The sequence below is a fragment of the Lutimaribacter marinistellae genome, assembly GCF_042648365.1.
GTDB lineage: Bacteria > Pseudomonadota > Alphaproteobacteria > Rhodobacterales > Rhodobacteraceae > Lutimaribacter_A > Lutimaribacter_A marinistellae.
Map to the genome: position 1 here is coordinate 569,072 of NZ_JBHRXI010000010.1, position 19,396 is coordinate 588,467.

Sequence of the window (19,396 nt, forward strand, 5' to 3'; positions counted from 1 at the left end):
TGCAGTTCAAAGGCACGACCCTAAAGGCTGCGCATGGGATGTAAACCCGGAGGCCTTTTCCCCGCGCGCGGCATGTGCCAACGTGCCGCCAACTGTCCGGGGAGGGACGTGAATGACCATCAAGACATGCGTTTTCGACGCCTATGGCACGTTGTTCGATGTGGCCGCCGCCGCTCGGCAGGCCGCTGCGGAACCCGGGCGCGAGGCACTGGCGCAGCGCTGGCCGGAACTGGCGCAGCATTGGCGGCTGAAGCAATTGCAATATACGTGGCTGCGCGCGGTGGCGGACGCCCATACCGATTTCTGGCAGGTCACGCAGGATGGGCTGGACTGGGCGCTGGAGGCCGTCGGCCTGAATGACGACGACGCGCTGCGGCAGCGCCTGCTCGATCTTTACTGGGAACTTGGCTGCTATGACGAGGTGCCTGCGATGCTGCGCGCGCTCAAGGAGGCGGGGTTCCAGACCGCGATCCTGTCGAACGGGTCGCCGCAAATGCTTGACGGCGCGGTACAATCTGCCGGTATCGGCGCGGTACAATCTGCCGGTATCGGCGCGGTTCTGGACGATGTTCTGAGTGTCGAGAGCGTGGGTGTCTTCAAGCCGCATCGCAAGGTCTATGACCTGGTGGCGGAACGGTTCGGGGGCGGGCCTGCCGATGTTCTGTTCGTCAGTTCCAATGGCTGGGACGCGGCGGGGGCGGCCGGGTACGGCTTTACCACCGTGTGGGTCAACAGGGCCGGAGAGCCGATGGACCGCCTGCCATGGAAGCCGCATCACGTGTTGTCCGACCTGACGACGATCCCCGATCTTGCGCGGAGCGCATGATGGCAGAGTTTCGCACGACCGACGGCCTGCGCCTGCATTACGAGGACACCGGCGAGGGCCGGCCGCTGGTGTGCTTGCCGGGGCTTACGCGCAACGGCCGGGATTTCGATTTCCTTCGCCCGCATGTACCCGGCTACAGGGTCATAACGCTTGATTACCGGGGGCGCGGTCTGTCGGATCACGACCCCGATCATGCCAATTACAACGTCTTTCGCGAATCACGGGACGTGGTCGAACTGATCGAGACGCTTGGCCTTGGTCGCGTAACGATTTTGGGCACGTCGCGCGGTGGGCTGCTTGCCATGGCGTTGGCGGCGAGCCATCCCGAGATGCTGGCCGGGGTCATCCTCAACGATATTGGCCCGGTGGTCGAGACGAGCGGCATCGCGCGGATCATGGAATACCTGGGCCGCCGCCCGGATTGGCAGAGCTATGGCGAGGCGACCGAGGGGATGGCGCAGGCCATGGCCCCGCAGTTTCCCGGCGTCGAGCCGAGCGTCTGGCAACGACAGGTCGAGGCGAGCTATGTCGAAACGCCCGAGGGGCTTGGCCTGCGCTATGACCCGGCCTTGCGGCAAGCGGTTCTGGAACAGGCCGCCACCGGGGCCGCGCCCGATTTCTGGATGTTCTTCGAACGTCTGGGCGCCATACCCACCGGTGTCATCCGGGGCGCCAATTCCGATGTCCTGAGCCGCGACACGGTCAGCGAAATGCACCGCCGTCATCCGGGCCTGATTTCGGCAGAGGTTCCCGATCGCGGGCATGTGCCCTTTCTGGACGAACCCGAAGCCCTCTCAATCATCCGTCAGATCATGGAAACAGCGAAATGAGCGATCTTGCCCTGATCGAAGCCGCGGCCCAGCGTTTGCAAGGCCATGTGCGTCGTACACCCCTCTTGTCCTCGCCCTTTCTGGACGAGATCGCCGGGCGGCGGGTACTGGTGAAGCCCGAATGCCTACAGCATACCGGCAGCTTCAAGTTTCGCGGCGCGTGGTCAGCGATTTCCGCGCTGGAGGCAGGGCAGCGGGAACGGGGCGTTCTGGCCTATTCCTCGGGCAATCACGCGCAGGGGATCGCGCGGGCGGCGGCGCTGCATGGCGTCAAGGCGGTGATCGTCATGCCCTCGGACGCGCCACAGCTCAAGATCGACAACACTCGCGCGCTGGGGGCGGAGGTGGTGCTCTATGACCGCGCAGGCGAGAGCCGAGAAGAGATCGGCGCGGCGCTGGAGGCCGAACGCGGCATGACGCTTATCAAGCCCTATGACGAGCCGCAGGTGATCGCCGGCCAGGCGAGCGTGGGGCTGGAACTGGCCGAGCAGGCGCGCGATGAGGGCGTCGACGCGAGCGACGTGCTGGTCTGTTGCGGCGGTGGCGGTCTGACGGCGGGCATTGCACTGGCTCTTGAGGCGCGAGCGCCGGGCCTGCGCGCGCGACCGGTCGAGCCCGAAGGTTTCGACGATACCGCGCGCTCGCTGGTGTCCGGGCAGATCGAGCGCAACGCGGTGCAGTCGGGCAATATCTGCGACGCGATCCTGACCCCCGCCCCGGGCGAGATCACTTTTCCGATCCTCAAACGGTTGTGCGGTCCGGGGTTAAGCGTCAGCGAGGACGAGGTTCTGCGCGCTATGAAGCTTGCCTTTCTGCGGCTCAAGATCGTGCTGGAGCCCGGCGGCGCGGTCAGCCTTGCCGCCGCGTTGTTCCGGCCGCAGGAGATCGAAGGCGATGCGGTGGTCGCGGTCGCATCGGGCGGCAATGTCGATCCGGCAGTGTTTGAACGGGCACTGGCGCAATGAACACAGCAAGCGGGGAGGAAAGAAATGCAGATTGCTGAGCTGGGAGATGTCCGGTTGCACTACCGGGTCGACGGCGACCCTGATGGCGCGCCTGTTGTCTTTGCCAATTCACTGGGCACCGACCTGCGGCTGTGGGATCCGATCCTGCCGCATCTGCCCGACGGGCTGCGCCTCATCCGATATGACAAGCGCGGGCACGGTCTGTCCTCCTTGCCGGCGGCCCCCTACTCGATGGGATCGCTGGTGCGCGATGTCGAGGCGCTGCTCGACCATTTGGGTGCCCGGGACTGCATGTTCGTGGGCCTGTCCATCGGCGGAATGATCGCGCAGGGGCTGGCAGTCAAGCGGCTTGATCTTGTGCGGGCGGTCGTGCTGTCGAATACCGGCGCCAAGATCGGGACGCCCGAGATGTGGCAGGAGCGGATCGCAGCGGTGAATGCGCAGGGGATCGAAGCGCTCGCCGACGGCATCATGGAGCGCTGGTTCTCGAAAGACTTCCGGGCCAAGCCCGAGCTGGCGCTGTGGCGCAACATGCTGGTCCGGCAACCGGCCGAAGGTTATGCGGGGTGTTCGGCGGCAATATCAGGCACCGATTTCTATACGCCGACCAGCGGGCTGCGCCTGCCGGCGCTGGGGATTGCCGGAAGCGAGGACGGGTCGACCCCGCCCGACCTTGTCCGCGAAACCGTCGACCTGATCCCCGGATCGCGCTTTCACCTGATCCGCCGCGCCGGTCACCTGCCCTGTGTCGAGCAGCCCGAGGAATATGCCCGCGTGCTGACCGAGTTCCTGCGCGAGACCGGACATATCTGACCCTCTGGTCCCGCGCCGCACGGCACGATATCAGCGGGGACCATTTCCTGAAACAGGGGGAGCCCATGGCCGGATCGGTGTTTGACAGCGCGCTTTTCTCGAAACTGTTCGACAGTGGCGAGGTTGGTCGCCTGTTCACGGACAGCGCTGAACTGCGCGCCATGCTGCTGGTCGAGGGGATGTTGGCACGGGCGCAGGGCAAGTTGGGCGTGATCCCCGAGACAAGCGCGCAAGCCATTGCCCGCGCCGCGATGGAGGTGCAGCTGGATCCCGGCGCTCTGGCGCAAGAGACCGGGCGCAACGGCGTTTGCGTACCCGCGCTGGTCGCAGCCTTTCGCGAGGAGATGCAGGCGCCCGAACACGCGGCCTATGTGCATTGGGGCGCGACCTCGCAGGATGTCATCGACACCGGGCTGATGCTGCGCCTGCGTCAGGCGCTGGTGCTGATCGAGGCTGATCTGCGCGCACTGCTGGCGATGCTCGCCACGCTGGCCGAAACCCATGCCGAGCTGCCGATGCCGGGTCGCAGCTATGGCCAGCACGCGACGCCAACGAGTTTCGGCGCGGTGGTGGCAAGCTGGGGTGCGCCGCTGCTCGACCTGCTGGAGGAGTTGCCCGACCTTCGCGACCGTTGCCTGCTGGTTTCGCTTTCGGGGGCCGTGGGAACGGCGAATGCGCTGGGTCCGAAATCCGCCGAGACCCGCGCCGAACTGGCGGATCTGCTGAAGCTGGGGGACCCGGGCCGAAGCTGGCACACAGACCGCGCGCCGGTCCTGCGCATCGCCGATTGGATGGTGCGGGTGACCCTGGCGCTTGGCAAGATGGGTGAGGATGCGACCGAACTGAGCCAGACCGGCATCGCCGAGCTGAACCTCGGCGGCAGCGGGGCGTCCTCGACCATGCCGCAGAAACAGAACCCGGTCGGGCCTTCGGTGCTGGTGGCGCTGGCCCGTCATGCGGGGGGTCTGTCATCGGTTCTGCATGGGGCGGCGCTGCACCGGTATCAGCGCGACGGGGCCGCGTGGTTCACCGAATGGATGTGCCTGCCGCAAATCGTTCTGTCCGCCGGGACAGCAGGCCGGGCCGCGCGCGCGCTGGCAAGCGGGCTGGCTCCGCAAGAGGCCGCCATGACCGAGGCATTGTCCGCGCATCAGGGCATGATCCATGCCGAGGCCGTCAGCTTTGCACTGGCCGAACACCTTCCCCGCCCCGAGGCACAGGCAGCGACCAAGGCACTGTGCCGCGAGGCCGCGGAAACCGGGACACCCCTGCCCGACCTCGTCGCGCGGGACTGGCCTCACATCGACGCGGCGCAGTTCCATTCCGTTCGACAATTGGGGCAAGCCCCCGAAGAGGCCCGGCGATTTGCCCGCGCGGTCAGGGACGACCACGCGCGGGACCTGCCGGGGTAGGCGCACAGTGCGGCTGTCGCTTGCCTTCATCCTGATCACGGTCGGGATCGACGCGATGGGGATCGGGCTGATCCTGCCAATCATGCCCGCGCTCATAACCGAGGTGCAGGGCGGCACGCTTTCGGATGCGGCGCTTTGGGGCGGCGTGCTGAGCGCGAGTTTCGCCGTCATGCAATTCCTTTTCGGCCCGGTCCTGGGCAACCTGTCGGACGCGTATGGGCGTCGGCCCGTCCTGCTGGTGTCGCTTGCGGTGATGACGCTCGACTACCTCGTGATGGCGTTGGCGGGCAGCATCTGGCTGTTGCTGCTGGGCCGGATCGTCGGCGGCATCACCGCGGCGACCCACTCCACCGCCGGCGCGTACATGGCCGACATCTCGGCCCCCGAGGAGAAGGCCGCGCGCTTTGGCCTGCTGGGCGCGGCGCTGGGATTGGGATTCGTAGCGGGCCCGGTCCTGGGCGGGCTGCTGGGAGAGTTGGGGACTCGCGCGCCGTTTTATGCGGCGGCCCTGCTGGCGGGGCTCAATTTCCTGCTCGGCTTTTTCGTCATGCGCGAAACCGTACCAGCGGATGGGCGCAGGCCGTTCCAATGGCGGCAGGCAGGGCCGCTGGGCGCCTTTCGCGCGTTGGGCAGGCTGCCGGGGATCCGCCCGCTGTTGTCGGTGTATTTCCTCTATTCAGTCGCTGTCTATGTCTACCCTGCGATCTGGGCCTATTTCACCGCGGCGCGGTTCGACTGGTCGCCGCAGATGATCGGTGTGTCGCTTGGACTCTACGGAATCTCGATGGCGCTGGTGCAGGGCGTTCTGATCCGGCCCGCGACATCGTGGCTGGGTGAGCGGGGCGCGGTCATCGCGGGGTTCGGGTTCGAGGCGGTGGCCTTTGCCATCCTGTCGGTCCTGGCAAGCGGCACCATCGCGCTGATCCTGATCCCGGTCACGGCCCTTGGTGCGCTGGTTCAGCCCGCGATCACGGCCATCCTGTCGCGGCGGGTGGATGCCAGCCGACAGGGAGAATTGCAGGGAGTGATGGCCTCGCTTCATGCGCTTTCGATGATTCTCTCGCCGCTCGGCATGGGCGTGGTGTTTGCCGCGTTCACGCGCGAGGCTGCGCCGATCCACCTGCCGGGGGCGCCGTTTCTTGTCGCGCTTGTCCTGATGCTGTTCGCACTCGTGCTGTTTTTGCGCGCCGGACGTTCCGTGACGTAAACACGACGCCGGGGCGGCGCATTCGGTCTTGCGAGCGGGGCGCGCTGCGGTCCACCGTGTCTGGAAACGGGACAGGAGGGACCGACATGCAGACGATCAAGGCAGCGGTGTGCCGGGCGTTCAATCAACCCCTGGTGATCGAGGATGTGCAGCTGGCCAACCCCGGCTTCGGCGAGGTGGAGGTGACACTCGACGCGGTGGCGATCTGCCATTCCGACATTTCCTTTGCCGAAGGGGCCTGGGGCGGGCATCTGCCGGCGGTCTATGGCCATGAAGCGGCCGGTGTCGTGACCGGGCTGGGCGAAGGTGTGACGGGTTTCGCCGAGGGCGATACGGTCGTCGTCACCCTGATCCGCGCCTGCGGCAGCTGCCCCAACTGTGCCGGCGGAAAACCCACGATCTGCGAGACCCCTTATGACGGCGTCAAGGGACCGCTGAGCGCCGCGGATGGCGAGCCGGTGCTGCAAGCCATGGCCTGCGGCGCATTTGCCGAAAAGGTCGTGGTGAGCGCGCGCCAGATCGTGAGGATCCCCGAGGATATGGGGCGCGACGTGGCCTGCCTGCTGTCCTGCGGGGTGATTACCGGCGTCGGTGCCGCGGTCAACGCCGCAGGGCTGCGAGCGGGTCAGGATGTCGTCGTGATCGGCGCGGGCGGCGTCGGTCTGAACGCCATCCAGGGGGCCCGGATCGCCGGGGCGCGTCGCATCGTTGCGGTCGATATGACGGAAGAGAAGCTGGAGGTCGCACGCGAGTTCGGCGCCACCGATGGCGTTCTGGCCACCGGGCCGAAACCATGGCGCGCAGCGATGAAGGCGCTGGGTGGTCGTGGCGCGGACGCGGTCATGGTCACGGTTGGAGCGATCGGTGCCTATAACGACGCGCCGCGCTACCTGGGCTGGGGCGGCAAGGTCATCATGATCGGGATGCCGCATGCCGGTGCAATGGCCGAGTACGAGCCGATGGCCGCCTCCTTCCAAGGACATGGGTTCATTGGCTCGAAGATGGGCGACGTGGTGATCCAGCGCGACATTCCGTGGATGATCGACCTTTACCAGCAGGGCCGCCTGAAGCTGGACGAGTTGATTTCGGGACGCTGGACGCTGGACCAGATCAACGAGGCAATCGCCGATACCAAGACCGGCGCGGCAAAGCGCAACGTGATCCTGTTCGACCGCGAGGCGGGCTGAACCCCGCCGGACCAAAGGAAATGGCATGAAGCTGCAAGAGCTGGACATCATCGTGACCGCCCCGCCCGCTCCGGGTTGGGGTGGTCGCTACTGGATCCTGGTGAAGGTGACGACCGATACCGGCATAACCGGCTGGGGCGAATGCTATGCCTCTACCATCGGGCCCGAGGCGATGACCCACGTGATCCGCGATGTGTTTGCGCGGCACATGGAGGGCGAGAATCCAGAGAACATCGAGCTGATGTTCCGCCGGGTCTATTCCTCGGGCTTCACGCAGCGCCCCGACCTGACGGTGATGGGTGCCTTTTCGGGGCTTGAGATCGCCTGCTGGGACATTCTGGGCAAGGATCGCGATCGCCCCGTTCACGCGCTGATCGGCGGGCGGATGAACGACCGCATCCGCGCCTATACCTATCTGTATCCCCTCGCCCGGCACGATCTGACGAGTTTCTGGAACGACGCGGACGCCGCGGCCGATAGCGCGGCGGAAATGGTGCGGCAGGGCTTTACCGCGGTAAAGTTCGATCCTGCCGGCCCCTACACGATCCGCGGCGGTCACATGCCGGCCATGTCGGACATCTCGCGTTCGGTCGCGTTCTGCAAAGCCATCCGCGAGGCGGTAGGCGACCGGGCCGACCTGCTTTTTGGCACGCATGGGCAGTTTTCGACCGCAGGCGCGATTCGCATGGGGCAGGCGCTGGAGCCTTACTCGCCGCTCTGGTTCGAGGAACCCGTGCCGCCCGACATGGTCGAGGACATGGCGCGCGTCGCCCGGAATGTCCGTATTCCCGTCGCCACGGGCGAGCGTCTGACCACGCGGGCAGAGTTCGGCGCAGTGCTGCGCGCCGGTGCGGCCGAGATCCTGCAACCGGCGCTGGGGCGTGCCGGCGGGATCTGGGAAATGAAGAAGGTCGCGGCGATGGCCGAGCTTTTCAACGCCCAGATGGCTCCGCATCTGTATGCAGGACCGGTGGAATGGGCGGCCAACATCCAGCTTGCGGCGGCGATCCCGAACATCCTGCTGCTCGAAACGATCGACACACCGTTCCACCGCGCGCTGGTCCGCGACAGCCTCAAGGTCGAAGACGGGTTCGTGACACCGCCGGACGCCCCCGGCCTCGGCATCGAGGTGGACGAGGACCTGGCGCGCGCGCATCCGTTCGACGGCGACGGGCTGCACCTGCAGATGCAAGAGGCGCCCTGCGATTACGCGCGGGGCAATGTCTTCCTTGGCGGGGCACCTCCAAAGGAGGGGTGACATTCCTCGCGGAATTGAGGATTATGCGCGGTATAGAACAATCAGGACCCTACGACCTTGACAGCACAGGTTCTCAAATCGCCCAAGATGCCGCCCCACGGCACGATCGACATGGCCGGTAGCGCGAGTCAGGCGGCAGCCTATCTCAAGACTCTGGCCCATGAGGGGCGGCTGATGATCCTTTGCCACCTCTCGGCGGGCGAGAAATCGGTCGGGGAGTTGGAACACCTGCTCGAGCTGCGCCAGGCTGCGGTCAGCCAGATGCTGGCACGTCTGCGCGACGAGGGGCTTGTCGCAACCAGGCGCGACGGCAAGACGATCTTCTATTCGCTCGCCGACACAAATACCGAGGCAGTGATCGGCCTTCTTTACGACCTGTTCTGCGGCTCGGACGGCTAATCCCCTGACTTGCCGTTCCCCCGGCGGTTTCCGCCGCGCCGCAGGCGCGGCCCGGCCCAACGGGAGAAGGGCATCCTGATGCCCGTACGATCGGCGGGAGCGCACCCTCAGTTCGAGACGTAACCCGCAACCACCTGCAGCAGCTTGAAGGCCGTCGCCGCGTCATTCTCGACAACGGCCAGGAATTCCTCCTCGCCGATGCGCAGGCATGTCAGCTGGGTCTCGGCCACCATGCTCAGTGCGCGGGGCACCTTGCGGATCAGGCCCAGTTCTCCCACGAGGGTTCCGGGCCCCACCTTGGCGATCAGCTGGTCCTCTTCATCCGGTTTCGGCAGGTAGAGCCCCGCTTCGCCCTCGATCACCATGTAGGCGCCATCTGTCGGCTCGTCGTCCTTGCGAAAGATCACATCGCCCGGTTCAGCACGGTACCAATTGGCGCCAAAGGCCAGCAGGCGCAATTGTCGCCTGTCCAGGCTCGAGAAAAGCGGCGTCTGTTCCAAGGCGCGAAGTTTGCGTGCAAGATCGGCCGAGGCCGCGCTGTCCTTCTCTACCGATTTGTCCGATTCCTCTGTCACGATCCGCCCCTGTTGCACTTCGAGATACAGGTCGAAGACCTCTGGATTTTCGAACTGGTCGTTGAGATAGATCACCGTCGTCTCGGGCAGCAGGTCGCGCAGATTGCGATAGACCGCCCGCTGGGTGTTCATGTCGTAGGTCGCAAGCGCCCGGTCCAGGATCAGCACGTCGGGCTTCTTGATCGTTGCGCGGGTAAAGGCCAGCGGTTCGGCAAAGACCGCGGGCACGTTCTGGCCGCCCAGCGCGATGGGCACGTCGTAGATCAGCTCGATCACATCGCTTTGCAAACCGTTCTCGATCAGGACGTCGGTGATGCGGCGGCGCAACTCGTCGGCCCGCGGCCCGCCGACCTGCGTGATCTTGCCGAACAGTGCGTTTTCAAGAACGTTCAGCCCCGGCGCAAAGGAATCGAGGTCGAGCGGGGCAAAGACATCGCCCAGCGTGCCGAGAAGCTTTTGGGAATGGCTGCGCCGCAGATCGAGGATGCGCGTCTTCAACTCATCCGAAAAGGCGGGACCGATGCGGTCAGCCGACAGCCGGAACGGGACGACCAGCAGGTTGGCAAGCTCGGTATCGCTGAGCCCTTTCGCCCCGTCCGAGCGCGCGCGTTCGACAAGATCGAGGGCGGTTTCGTAGGTCTTGGCGTCCAGCTCGACCCGGTTGAACAGGGGGTGATCGGTTCCGTCGACGCCGAAGATCTGGCGCAGCATGTCCAGTACGTCCTGGCTGAGTTGGACCAGCGTTTCATCGAGCCCCAATTCGCGCAGCTGGGCCAGGAACTCGGTTTGTTCGGCCAGCCCCGCCGATGTCAGCCGCGCGCGCGGCGTCGCATACAAAAGGTTCTCGGCCACCGGCAGCGCGGGATTGTAGCGATCTGGATCGAACAGGTAGGCCTGATCCCGCAGACCGCCCTCTTCGACCGCCTGCTGCACGGCAGGGCGCAGATCGACCAGTCTTTGCGCCAGTTGCGGATGTTCGTGCGGATCGAAGCTGTGCTCGGTCCCGCGCCGAAACAGGGCAGCGCCTGAACCCAGGCCCTCGATCAGGCGAAGCCACCACTTGCGCAACGCCTCTTCGTCGGCCTCGCCCGCACGGGCCGGATCGAGCCAATCCGCTTCGAGAGGGTCGGCGCTGTTGCCGGCGCGCAGTGTTTCCTCGTGGAACTCGGCGTTGCGCGGCGCACCGAGCGGTTTGGTCAGAACGGGCATCATGACGTTTTCGCCGAAGGTGCCCTGGAACAGCACCGGGTTGGACGTGGCGTGCCCGATCCGGGCCGCAAGGACCGATTGGTGCAGTGCCGACAGGTCATGACCGGCCACCGTCACCTTGCCGCTCGCCGGCACGACCTCACGCGTCAGCAGTTGGGCCAGCGCGCGGCGGTCTTCTTCGCTGGGTGCCGCGATCCCGATCACCTGCCCTGCTGGCAGCGTTACGTCCAGATCATCGAGAACCATGTTCCCGTCGGCGTCGCGGACCGAGACGTCCTGCAGGACGATGTCGCCCTTCAGGTTCGGGATCGCGTCGGGTTCGCCTTCGAACAACGTCTCGTCGACCATGCCAGAGGGGGCGAAGCGTTCGGTGACGACCTCCCATCGCAGGGCCATGTCCTGCGTTTGATTGTAATAGGTCAGAAGCTCCTTCCACGGGCTGGAAAGGTCTTTGTAGGCGGCCAGCGCGGCCACCAGCGCGCCGACCGTCACCTGCCCCTGGATCACGAGGTAGCCGCCGACGGAGTAGAACAGGAAAGGCGTAAGCTGGCTGATGAAGTTGTTGAGGAACTTCATGAAGAACTTCTTCTGGTAGATCTCGAACCGGATCCCGAAGAGACGGCCGAGCTGATGCGAGATCATGGCACCGCGGTAACGCCAGCCGCCATTGTTGCGCAGGGTCGAGGCGCCGCTGGCATTCTCGCCGATCTGTGCGGCGAGAACGCGGACTTCCTGAATGCGCTTCTTGTTGAGCAGGTTGATCTGGCGTTGAAGCTTGGGGATCAGCCAGGCCTGAAGCGGGATAAGCGCGATGGCGGCCATTCCGAACCAGAAGCTTTGCAGGAAAAGGAAGGCGAGGATCGTCAGCATCTGCCCCGCCTGCAACACTGGCTGGCTGATCATGTCACCCATCAGCCCGCCCATCGGTTCGCTTTCGGCCGTGATCATCGAGACCAGCTCTCCCTGGCTTACCCGCTCGAAATAGGGCTGGGGAAAGCGCAGAACGCGGGAGATCAGCAAGTAGCGGAACCGGCGCAGCATCCGCTCGGACATGACGCCTTTCATCGTGTTGATGCGCATCTTGAGCAGGCCATGCGCCAGCACGGCGACCAGGAACGCAACGCAGAGGATGCCCAGAAAGGTGACCTGGTCGAAGGTATAGCCCCAGACATCGATCGAGGAACTGGTCGCACCGATGGCGTCGTTGATGATGCGCTTGGGCAGTTCCAGCGTCAGGTAGAGCAGCGGAAACAGCATGGCCGTGACGGCCAGAAGGATCATTTGATCCCGCTTGGAGTGCTTCCAGATGAAGCGAAAAAGCGATCGTTCTATGGGACCGTCCCCCGATCCGTTTCGCCAGCCCCGTAAACGCGGGCGGTCTTCTTTCGAAATGCAGCCAAAGGGTAGCTTGCGATCCGCGACCGAGGCAATTGCCTTGTGCAGGAAAAACTTGCCGAAAACGACCTTTGTGTGAACCAGTTCATTTGCGCGCGCTTCGCCTTGCCCCTAGTCTGGTTCCGAAAAAGTTAACGGAGGACCAATTTGTCCGTTTCAATCGGCTCTGTCCTGTTGCTGATCTGTCTGCTCCAGATCAAGCACATGTTCGCCGATTACTTCCTTCAGACGCCCAGGATGCTGTCCGGGCGCGGGGAGTATTGGCACATGGGCCGCGCACAGCATGCGGGCGTTCATGCCGTGGGCTCGGCCATCGTGCTTTTGGGGTTCGGCACGCCCTTCGGGCTGCTGCTTGCCATCGTGCTTGCCGAATGGGTCGTGCATTTCAACATCGACTTCTGGAAGGCCAGCTACTCGCAGAAAAAGGATCTGACCCCCGACCAGGCGGCGTTCTGGCGCGCGGCGGGGTTCGACCAGTGCCTGCATCACCTGACCTATATCGCTATGGTCTGGGCCTGGGTCGCCTTCACCGGCTGACGGGTCACTCGGCCGACAAGGCGTGGGACGTGGCGGAGCGCCTGACCGCGAAGGCCGGCACAGGCTCGGCATAGCCCTTGAGTACGATCGGCTCGAGCGGATCGAAGGCGATGTCGTTGCCTTGCACCGCGTCGCGCGTGGCGAGGTCGACCAGTGCCTGGTCCGGTGCGGCCTTGGAACACAGCCGTGCCGCACGGTTCACGGTCGAGCCCAGAACGGTAAAGTCCATTCGGGCATGGGCGCCCATCGCGCCCATCACCACCTCGCCCGAGGCCACGCCGATCCCCAGGTGCAGCTCGTGTTCCGGATGCGCTTCCAGCAAGCGCGCCATGGCTTCGGTGATCCCCACGGCGCATGCGGTGGCGCGCGCCTCCATCTGTTCGCCCTCGAACACGGCGACCAGAGCATCCCCGATGAACTTGTCGATATCGCCGCCATGGTCCTGCACGATGTCGGATTGCACGTCGAAATACTGGTTCAGTACCTCGATCACGGTTTCCGGCGGCACCCTTTCCGAAAATTCGGTGTAGCCGCGGATGTCCGTGAAGATTACAGATACCCGTCTGCGCTCTCCCCCCCGGGTCATCCCCGCCTCCTCGGCCCGCTGGATGGCCGAGACGGTCCCCGCCGAGACGAATTTCATCAGTTCGACGCGCTCACCCAGGTGGGCGATCATGTGATTGATCCGGCGCGCGAGATCGCCGATCTCATCGCGTGCGCGCACATCCTCGACACGGACAGAGAAATTGCCCTCGCCGACCTTCTCGGCAACCTGCCCGATCTGAAGGATCGGACGGGTCAGCCGGCGCGAGAAGGCCAGAGCGCCCAGCGCCGCGACGGCAAATCCGATGAGACCGATGATCAGGATCCGGCCGGTGATCGCGTTGACCACGGCATAGGCGTTCTGCTCGCTCAGTTCGGTGATGACCGCCCATTGGAACCAGTCGGGAAAGGCATAGGCCCCCAGCATCGCCGTGCCGTCTGGCCGGGCGTATGTTTCCAGCGCGTCGGCGCGGGCACCGGCCACGATCAGTGGCATGGTCGAAGCCACGATCTTGCGCTGTGCCAGCTGTTCGGGCGAACCGGCAAGAACGGTGCGCCCCGACTGATCCACGACGGTGATTTCCCCGCGTTGTGCAAAGGGGTGGCGGCGCACCATCTCTCCCAGAGGGGCCAGGTCGATCTTGGCGGCCATGGTGACCTGTCGCCCTGCGATCCGTGTTTCGAGCGGCAGTGCAAGCGTGGCCAGCCAATCGCCGGTTGCCTCTACCCGCGACACGACGGGACGACCGAACTGGCCCGTGCCCGCAATGGCGTCGATCAGGGCCGCGTCGGTCGACAAGGTCGCGACGGGATCGCGCCCTGCCTGCGCCAGGCGCGTGGCGAAATCCTCGTTGGTCACGAGAATCGGCAGGTCCGAGCCTTCGACGGAGAGTTGCAGCGCCACCACCTGCGGCAGTTCCTGCAAGCCCAGCGTCAGCAACGAGACCTTTTGCGGCACGCCCAGGTCAGTGCTGTCGACACCGTTGCGGATGACCATCAGCGGGGTCAGCCAACGCCCCTCGAACGTATTGTCGAAGGACGTGCGCAATTCGGCGGCAACCGTGGTCAGATCCTCGTTGGCCGCGCTCTTCAGCTCATCCCGCGTCAATCGAGTCAGGTTTTGCCCCACCAGCGCCAGAGGGCCTATGGCGAGGATCACCGCGAAGGCGAAGAACTTGAGGCGCAGCGGGAATCTCATCGCGCCTGAGGGTAACGGATATTCGCCATTGCGTCGCGGAAATTCGCCAAGGCCCATCTGACCGCCAGAAGGCGCGCGCGCCGCCGAAGGCGGCCGGGCCCAACCGCAGAAGCGGCGCCGCAAGGCGCCGTGCCGCAGGGCGGGAGCCCGCCGCTACTGTCGCGGGATGGCCGTGACCAGCGCGCTGTCAGTCGCGATCCCGCAGGCGAGGCCCGTGGCATCCTGCGCGCGAAGGGTCACCGTGTAGGTTCCCGGATCGGCATAGCCGTGACGCACGACGGCGCCCGCCGCCTCGGCCCCGTCGCCAAAAGCCCAGCTGACCCGGACCCCCTGCCCGTCGGGATCGGAGGTGTCGCTGGCGTCGAACCGGAGAATGTCATGCGCCGCGCCGGTCATGACCTTGCGATCCGGCCCGGCATCGACCAAGGGCGGTGCGTTGACCAGAACGCGCGCGTCATCCGTGCCGATGTCGCACCCCTGCGCGCCGCTGTCATCGCGAACGCGCAGGCGAACCCGCAGGTCGGTCGGCGAGTCGAAGATGCGTTCGACCCGCGCACCGGTCAAGATGACACCGTCGCTGAACTCCCAGCTCCATTCGCGCAGGTCGCCATCGAGATCGCCCGAGGCGCCCGCGTCGAATACGACGACCTCTCCCGGGCAGACAACGCGGTCGGGTCCGGCAAGGGCAGTCGGCGGGGCGTTCACCCGCACATATGTTTCCTCGGCCCGGCGGCTGCTCAGCAGGCCCTGACCGTCATCCATAACGACCTGAACCGGGTAAAGCCCCGGCCGGTCGAACGCGTGAGAAACCTCTGCCCCCTCGGCGGTGGATCCGTCCCCAAAGGACCACGAGACCGCGACATTGCCATCCGCCGCCGCCGACCACGGCAGGGACTGGCCCGGGCAGACCGCGCCGCTTTCGGCAAGCCCGGCCACCGGGGCCGGGGTTACGCGGATCTCGCGGGTCATGTCCGCGACAGAGTTGCCGACGCCCGCATCGTCGGTAACGCGCAGCATCACGGTGTAGGTGCCCGGTTGCGTGTAGCGATGCGTCGTTTGCACCTCGTTCCCGGTGGCTCCGTCGCCGAATTCCCAGTCAAAGCGCAGGATGGCACCGTCGGAATCGCTGGTCTCGCGCCCGTCGAACCGAACGACCTGTCCGACGGCGACCTCGTCCGGGATGTCCATTTCGGGCTGCGGGGCCGCGTTGACGACGACCTTGCGACGCACCTCAAGTGCGCTGCACCCTCGGGTGCCGCCGGTCAGGTCGGTGGACAGCGTCACGAAATACTCGCCAGGTTCTTCGAAGACATGGGCTACATCCTGCCCTTCGGCCGTACCGCCGTCGGAAAAGCTCCACCGGAACCCCGTCGCTTCGGCCCCGCCCAGCTGTGTCAGACCGGCGGAAAACGTGGCCTCCATCCCGGCTGCTGCGCGGTCCGACCCGAGGATGGCCAGTTCGGGCGCCGCGATCACCGTGTATTTCGCGGTGTCGCTGTCGAGCGGGCTACAGGCCCCGATCGCGTCCCCGGTGATGGTGAGCGTCACGGTGTAATCCCCCGGACGCTTGAAGACGTGAACGGGCGTGTCACCGCTGGCGCCGTTACCGTCCCCAAAGGTCCAGGCAAAAGCGTTCACCGCGCCATCCGCATCGGTCGAGGCAGACCCGTCGAAGCGAATGCGCTGATTGGAGCAGACCACGCGGTCCGGTCCGGCATCGGCGATCGGCCCCTCGCGGACAAGGGCGGCGATCCGGTCGAGCGCCGTTCCATAGTCGCTGCCGGTTTCGTTGCGGATGCGCAGCGTCACAGGGTAGACGCCCGGTCGCTCATAGGTCTTTGACGGGTTGATGAGATCGGAACCGGTTCCGTCGCCGAAATCCCATTCATAGGCAAGAAGACCGCCATCGGGATCGAAGCTGCCGGAGGCATCGAACAGGATCGCCTCGCCCGAGCAGGTTTCGCGATTGCCCCCTGCATCGGCCACGGGCCGGGCAAGGATCGTCACCGTGGTCGCATCGATGGCACGGGCGTTGGACAGGCCGGTCCCGTCATCGACGCGCAAGGTCACGGGAAAGATGCCCGAGCGCGGATAGACATGGGTGACTTCGCGCCCCATGACAGGGTCCGATCCATCACCGAAATCCCAAGTGTAGATCAAGGCATCCCCATCCGCGTCAGACGAACCGGAGCCGTCGAACGAGACATAAAGGCTATCGGTTTCGAGGGCCGGACCGGCCTCGGCCACAGGAGCATGGTTGACCCGGATCGTCACATCGTCGGTGGCCGTGCTGTTGGCCACGCCAGCATCGTCGGCGACGACAAGTTGCGCGGACCAGACGCCCGGCGTCGGATAGGCACGTTCGACGGTACGCGCCTCGAGCGCGCCGCCAAGGTCGTCGAACTCCCAGCGAAAAGCCGCGACCCGCCCATCGGGATCGAAACTCTGCCCTGCGTCGAGGGTCACCGTATCACCCGGAGCGATCAGCCGGTCCGCGCCCGCAATCGCCACGGGCGGAGCGTTGACGGTGATAAGCACCTCGGCTTCGTCCTCGGCCGGATCGGCGCTGAAATCGTCTCGGACCCGCAGCCTGACCCGGTGCAACCCGGGCTCCGCGATGCTGTGGGCCGCCCGCAGGCCTGGCGCGCTTTGCCCGTTCGGGAATGTCCAGAAATACTCCGTCACCTCGCCGTCGGGATCAATCGAGGCGCGGCCCGACACGATGAACTCGTCGCCCGGTGCCACGGTCTGCGGCGGTCCTGCATCTGCGATCGGGGCGGCATTGACCGTGACCTTCATCGTGTCGCGATCGGTATTGAGCGGTGCGCCACTGTCGTCGCGTACGACAAGCGCCACCTCGTACGTGCCGGGGCGGCGATAAGCATGGGTCACGCTTTGTCCTGACGCCGTGGCGCCGTCGCCGAAACTCCAGGTCCATTCGGTTACGCTCCCATCCGGATCGACCGATCCGCCGCCATCGAAACGGATTTCGGACGCGGTGACGAACTGATCGGGCCCTGCCTCGGCGACCGGGGCGGCATCGACCCGGACAACCCTTGTGGCCGACTGGATGGCCGAGGCGGTGCCGCTGTCATCCTCGACCGTAAGGGTCACGGTATAGTCGCCCGGTCGCGTCCACGCGTAATCGACCAACGGCCCCTCGCCCACCGCGCCATCGCCGAAATCCCAGATGTAGGACAGGATCTGCCCGTCGCGATCCACCGTTGCGGACCCGTCGAGGAGCGCGACCTCGGAGACCGATACCGGTCGGGCGGGAATGGTGAAACTCGGCTCGGGCGGGTCGTTCACCTCGACCAGCATCCCGTCCGTCGCGCTGTTATTGGTCACGCCGCTGCCATCCATCACGGTCAACAGCACGCGGTAGGCGCCGGATTGCCGGTAACGGTGGGTGACGGTGGCCCCCTCCAGCACCGTGCCATCGCCCATGTCCCAGCGATATCTGTCGATCAGCCCATCGACATCGTAGCTTGCCGCGGCCGAAACGGTGACCGCCTGTCCGACAACGGCAGTCTGATCCGTGCCGGCCTCGGCCACCGGGGGGAAATTCACGACAACCCGACGAACAGCCGTGCCAAAGTCGCAGGGGTGATCGCTGTCATCCTCGACACGCAGCACTGCACGGTACTGGCCGGGTTGAGCATAGACGTGGCTGGCTTGGGCTCCTTCGGCCCGCGCGCCGTCTCCGAAGGACCATTTGTACCGCGTGATAGGGCTGTCCGAGGCCTGCGACGCCGCGCCGTCGAACGCAACAGGCTGGCCCGGCGCGACCACGATATCCGACCCCGCAACGGCGACCGGTGCATTGCGCACATGCACCGGGATGTCGATTGCATCGCCACGGCCAGGCCGGCTGCCCGGTTCGAGGATCTCCAGCCGAGCGGCGTAGCGTCCCGGCTCGGCATAGCGATGCGCGATCACCGGCTCTGACGACGTGTTGCCATCGCCGAAACGCCACAGGTAGGCTAGCGGCGTCAGCCCGGAGGAGGCGCTCGCGTCGAAGGCGACAGAGCGGCAATCCGCAAGCGGCCGCCCGGTGCCCACCGCAATGGGACGTGGCGGAACCGGAGAGCGCATGGGCGGCATGTTCAGTGGGACGGGCTGCCCCGCGCCATCGAAGACAGCCAGTGTCACGTCGTTGGGCGTCTCGAAACCTCCCTGCAGGCTGATGGCGAGGTTCGTCTCGTCCGTCTCGACGATATCCGAGGCCCAGATATCCTGGCCCGAGATGCGAAGCGGCATATCCGCAAAATCGGTGACAATTGCCAGATCGCCATTGGCGCCATCGAAACTCTGCACCGTGTAGGGGCCGGGGGTTTCTGGCGTGAACCAGACCTGCGTCGCCGACCGGTTCGCCGACCAGCGCACGGTCGGACGATAGGAGAACATCTCCAGCTCTTCGGGTTTGCGGTCACGTTCACGGGCGAGGCTGACACCAAGCGAATAGCCGTTGCCATCATTGCCGCGCGAGCCTTGTACATCGATGCGGAACCAGGCGCGATCGCCGATCACCTCACCCTGGCGGGCACGAACGGCCGTCAGCACGACCCAGCGGCCATTGCTTTCGGGGTCCGAGCCCCATGTTTTTTCTTCGAGGATTTCGCCGGGCTCCGTCACCGGATCGTTGGGCACAAGCCGCGGCTCGCGCGCGCCATCCTCGACCGGTTGCGGGCGGTCGGCCGCAGAAAAGGCTCCGGCGCCGCCAAACAGGCGAAAGGTCGTTTCGCTATCTGCGGGACCGCCATAGGTGAAATCGCCTGCACCGCGCGTTTCGGGATCGAAAAGGCGAACATAGACGCGGTCGCGCAGATCGGCCGGGACGGAAAAGAACACCTGCTCGCGCCGGTCTGTGTCTCCCTCGCGGCTGGGTGCCTGCGGGCCATAGACGACGAGCATGCCCTCGGCTGCCGTACCTCCCTGCTGGGCAGCCCCCGTGCCGCCGAGCGCAGCCAGCCCCAGAGCCAGCGTTGCCGCTGTCCACTTGCCTACCGAGCGCATCCGTCATACCTCCGTTGCCTTCCGGT

Annotated in this window: 13 protein-coding genes; 10 read left to right on the forward strand and 3 right to left on the reverse strand. The window is 65.6% G+C overall.

Annotated features, from left to right (window positions below; translation table 11 throughout):
- The first annotated feature begins 112 nt into the window (after positions 1-112).
- The 9 genes from ACFORG_RS11500 (at position 113) to ACFORG_RS11540 (ending at position 8,897) form a co-directional block, all read left to right on the forward strand.
- On the forward strand, positions 113-826 hold the full coding sequence (locus ACFORG_RS11500) for a haloacid dehalogenase type II (RefSeq protein WP_386735602.1): 714 nt from the start codon (positions 113-115) through the stop codon (positions 824-826).
- On the forward strand, positions 826-1,656 hold the full coding sequence (locus tag ACFORG_RS11505; protein WP_386735603.1) for an alpha/beta fold hydrolase: 831 nt from the start codon (positions 826-828) through the stop codon (positions 1,654-1,656). The genes ACFORG_RS11500 and ACFORG_RS11505 overlap by 1 nt, the downstream gene beginning before the upstream one ends.
- Positions 1,653-2,621, forward strand: coding sequence for a threonine ammonia-lyase (locus tag ACFORG_RS11510; protein ID WP_386735605.1), 969 nt, complete (start codon positions 1,653-1,655; stop codon positions 2,619-2,621). The genes ACFORG_RS11505 and ACFORG_RS11510 overlap by 4 nt, the downstream gene beginning before the upstream one ends.
- A 24-nt stretch (positions 2,622-2,645) precedes the next feature.
- Positions 2,646-3,434 carry a 3-oxoadipate enol-lactonase gene (gene pcaD / locus ACFORG_RS11515; protein ID WP_386735606.1) on the forward strand — a complete coding sequence of 263 codons (789 nt, stop codon included), beginning with the start codon at positions 2,646-2,648 and terminating at the stop codon, positions 3,432-3,434.
- A 65-nt stretch (positions 3,435-3,499) separates the two neighbouring features.
- The gene (locus ACFORG_RS11520) at positions 3,500-4,846 is read left to right on the forward strand and encodes a class-II fumarase/aspartase family protein (RefSeq protein ID WP_386735607.1); all 1,347 of its coding nucleotides are present in this window, start codon (positions 3,500-3,502) and stop codon (positions 4,844-4,846) included.
- 7 nt (positions 4,847-4,853) lie between these two features.
- Positions 4,854-6,053, forward strand: a complete 1,200-nt coding sequence (locus ACFORG_RS11525; RefSeq protein ID WP_386735608.1) for a TCR/Tet family MFS transporter — start codon at positions 4,854-4,856, stop codon at positions 6,051-6,053.
- An 86-nt stretch (positions 6,054-6,139) separates the two neighbouring features.
- Positions 6,140-7,240 (forward strand): Zn-dependent alcohol dehydrogenase, encoded by a 1,101-nt coding sequence (locus ACFORG_RS11530; protein WP_386735610.1) that lies wholly within the window; start codon positions 6,140-6,142, stop codon positions 7,238-7,240.
- 25 nt (positions 7,241-7,265) lie between these two features.
- Complete coding sequence (locus tag ACFORG_RS11535) at positions 7,266-8,498, forward strand: mandelate racemase/muconate lactonizing enzyme family protein (protein ID WP_386735611.1); 1,233 nt, start codon at positions 7,266-7,268, stop codon at positions 8,496-8,498.
- Between the two features lie 111 nt (positions 8,499-8,609).
- On the forward strand, positions 8,610-8,897 hold the full coding sequence (locus ACFORG_RS11540; protein ID WP_386735824.1) for a metalloregulator ArsR/SmtB family transcription factor: 288 nt from the start codon (positions 8,610-8,612) through the stop codon (positions 8,895-8,897).
- A 107-nt stretch (positions 8,898-9,004) separates the two neighbouring features.
- Here ACFORG_RS11540 and ACFORG_RS11545 read toward each other — a convergent pair whose 3' ends face one another.
- Positions 9,005-11,962, reverse strand: coding sequence for a cyclic nucleotide-binding domain-containing protein (locus ACFORG_RS11545; RefSeq protein ID WP_386735612.1), 2,958 nt, complete (start codon positions 11,960-11,962; stop codon positions 9,005-9,007).
- Between the two features lie 261 nt (positions 11,963-12,223).
- Between ACFORG_RS11545 and ACFORG_RS11550 the strand changes: the two genes are divergently transcribed.
- Positions 12,224-12,613, forward strand: a complete 390-nt coding sequence (locus tag ACFORG_RS11550) for a DUF3307 domain-containing protein (RefSeq protein WP_386735613.1) — start codon at positions 12,224-12,226, stop codon at positions 12,611-12,613.
- 4 nt (positions 12,614-12,617) lie between these two features.
- Here ACFORG_RS11550 and ACFORG_RS11555 read toward each other — a convergent pair whose 3' ends face one another.
- Both ACFORG_RS11555 and ACFORG_RS11560 read right to left on the reverse strand, forming a co-directional pair.
- On the reverse strand, positions 12,618-14,354 hold the full coding sequence (locus tag ACFORG_RS11555; protein ID WP_386735615.1) for an adenylate/guanylate cyclase domain-containing protein: 1,737 nt from the start codon (positions 14,352-14,354) through the stop codon (positions 12,618-12,620).
- Between the two features lie 153 nt (positions 14,355-14,507).
- The gene (locus tag ACFORG_RS11560) at positions 14,508-19,370 is read right to left on the reverse strand and encodes a PKD domain-containing protein (protein WP_386735616.1); all 4,863 of its coding nucleotides are present in this window, start codon (positions 19,368-19,370) and stop codon (positions 14,508-14,510) included.
- Between the last annotated feature and the right edge of the window lie 26 nt (positions 19,371-19,396).

Excerpts from the sequence above, each read along its gene's own strand:
- ACFORG_RS11500 (WP_386735602.1), top strand. The coding sequence starts at position 113 with ATGACCATCAAGACATGCGTTTTCGACGCCTATGGCACGTTGTTCGAT.
- ACFORG_RS11505 (WP_386735603.1), top strand. The coding sequence starts at position 826 with ATGGCAGAGTTTCGCACGACCGACGGCCTGCGCCTGCATTACGAGGAC.
- ACFORG_RS11510 (WP_386735605.1), top strand. The coding sequence starts at position 1,653 with ATGAGCGATCTTGCCCTGATCGAAGCCGCGGCCCAGCGTTTGCAAGGC.
- pcaD (WP_386735606.1), top strand. The coding sequence starts at position 2,646 with ATGCAGATTGCTGAGCTGGGAGATGTCCGGTTGCACTACCGGGTCGAC.
- ACFORG_RS11520 (WP_386735607.1), top strand. The coding sequence starts at position 3,500 with ATGGCCGGATCGGTGTTTGACAGCGCGCTTTTCTCGAAACTGTTCGAC.
- ACFORG_RS11530 (WP_386735610.1), top strand. The coding sequence starts at position 6,140 with ATGCAGACGATCAAGGCAGCGGTGTGCCGGGCGTTCAATCAACCCCTG.
- ACFORG_RS11535 (WP_386735611.1), top strand. The coding sequence starts at position 7,266 with ATGAAGCTGCAAGAGCTGGACATCATCGTGACCGCCCCGCCCGCTCCG.
- ACFORG_RS11540 (WP_386735824.1), top strand. The coding sequence starts at position 8,610 with ATGGCCGGTAGCGCGAGTCAGGCGGCAGCCTATCTCAAGACTCTGGCC.
- ACFORG_RS11545 (WP_386735612.1), bottom strand. The coding sequence starts at position 11,962 with ATGATCCTTCTGGCCGTCACGGCCATGCTGTTTCCGCTGCTCTACCTG.
- ACFORG_RS11555 (WP_386735615.1), bottom strand. The coding sequence starts at position 14,354 with ATGAGATTCCCGCTGCGCCTCAAGTTCTTCGCCTTCGCGGTGATCCTC.
- ACFORG_RS11560 (WP_386735616.1), bottom strand. The coding sequence starts at position 19,370 with ATGCGCTCGGTAGGCAAGTGGACAGCGGCAACGCTGGCTCTGGGGCTG.